Consider the following 1,550-nt stretch of genomic DNA (forward strand, 5'->3'; position numbering starts at 1 on the left):
GCTTCCCACGACTACCTGAAAAAGACCCTGACCGCCCGCGTCTACGACGTCGCGCGCGAGACCGAACTCGAACGCGCGCCGAACCTGTCGGCGCGGCTGCGCAACCCGGTCTATCTGAAGCGCGAGGACAACCAGCCGGTGTTCTCGTTCAAGCTGCGCGGCGCGTACAACAAGATGGCGCATATTCCGGCCGAGGCGCTCGGACGCGGCGTGATCACCGCGTCGGCGGGCAATCATGCGCAAGGCGTGGCGTTGTCGGCGGCACGCATGGGCGTGAAGGCGATCATCGTCGTGCCGGTGACGACGCCGCAGGTCAAGGTCGACGCGATCCGCACCCACGGCGGCCCGACGGTCGAGGTGGTGCAGTTCGGCGAATCGTATAGCGACGCGTACGGTCACGCGGTCAAGCTGCAGGAAGAACGCGGATTGACCTTCGTCCATCCGTTCGATGACCCCTACGTGATCGCCGGCCAGGGCACGGTGGCGATGGAAATCCTGAGCCAGCACCAGGGCCCGATTCACGCGATCTTCGTGCCGATCGGCGGCGGCGGTCTCGCGGCCGGAGTCGCCGCCTACGTGAAATCGGTGCGCCCCGAGATCAAGGTGATCGGCGTGCAAACCGACGATTCGTGCGCGATGGCCGCGTCGTTGAAAGCGGGCGAGCGCGTGACGCTGAACGAAGTGGGCCTGTTCTCCGACGGCACGGCCGTGAAACTCGTCGGCGAAGAAACCTTCCGTCTGTGCAGCGAATATCTCGACGAAGTGCTGCTCGTGAATACCGACGCCCTCTGCGCCGCCATCAAGGACGTGTTCCAGGACACGCGCAGCGTGCTCGAACCCGCGGGCTCCCTCGCGGTGGCGGGCGCCAAGCAGTATGCCGAACGGGAAGGCATCGAGAATCAGACGCTGATCGCGATCACGTCGGGCGCGAACATGAACTTCGACCGCATGCGCTTCGTTGCCGAACGCGCCGAAGTGGGCGAAGCGCGCGAGGCGGTATTCGCGGTGACGATCCCCGAAGAACGCGGCAGCTTCCGGCGCTTCTGCGAACTGGTCGGCACGCGCAGCGTCACCGAATTCAACTACCGGATCGCCGACGCCAACTCCGCGCACATCTTCGTCGGCGTGCAGATCCGCAATCGCAGCGAATCGGCGCAGATCGCGGGCGCGTTCGAAGCGCACGGTTTCGCGACCGTCGATCTGACCTTCGACGAACTCTCGAAGCAGCACATCCGCTACATGGTCGGCGGCCGCTCGCCGCTCGCGCACGATGAGCGTCTGTTCCGCTTCGAGTTTCCGGAGCGCCCGGGCGCGCTGATGAAATTCCTGTCGTCGATGGCGCCGAACTGGAACATCAGCCTGTTCCACTATCGCAACCAGGGCGCGGACTACAGCTCGATCCTCGTCGGCATTCAGGTGCCCGACAGCGACCACGCGGCGTTTGATCGTTTTCTCGCAACCCTCGGTTACCCATACTGGGAAGAAACGAAGAACCCGGTCTATCGTCTCTTCCTCGCCTGATCTCTCCGGATAGAACCCAACGATATCGC

At 64.3% G+C, this 1,550-nt stretch carries 1 protein-coding gene; it reads left to right on the forward strand.

Annotated features, from left to right (window positions below; translation table 11 throughout):
- A partial coding sequence (gene ilvA, locus CI15_RS20760) for a threonine ammonia-lyase, biosynthetic (protein WP_062130432.1) occupies nucleotides 1–1,521 on the forward strand: 1,521 nt, incomplete at its 5' end.
- Between the last annotated feature and the right edge of the window lie 29 nt (nucleotides 1,522–1,550).

This window comes from Paraburkholderia monticola, from assembly GCF_001580545.1.
Classification (GTDB): Bacteria; Pseudomonadota; Gammaproteobacteria; order Burkholderiales; family Burkholderiaceae; genus Paraburkholderia; species Paraburkholderia monticola.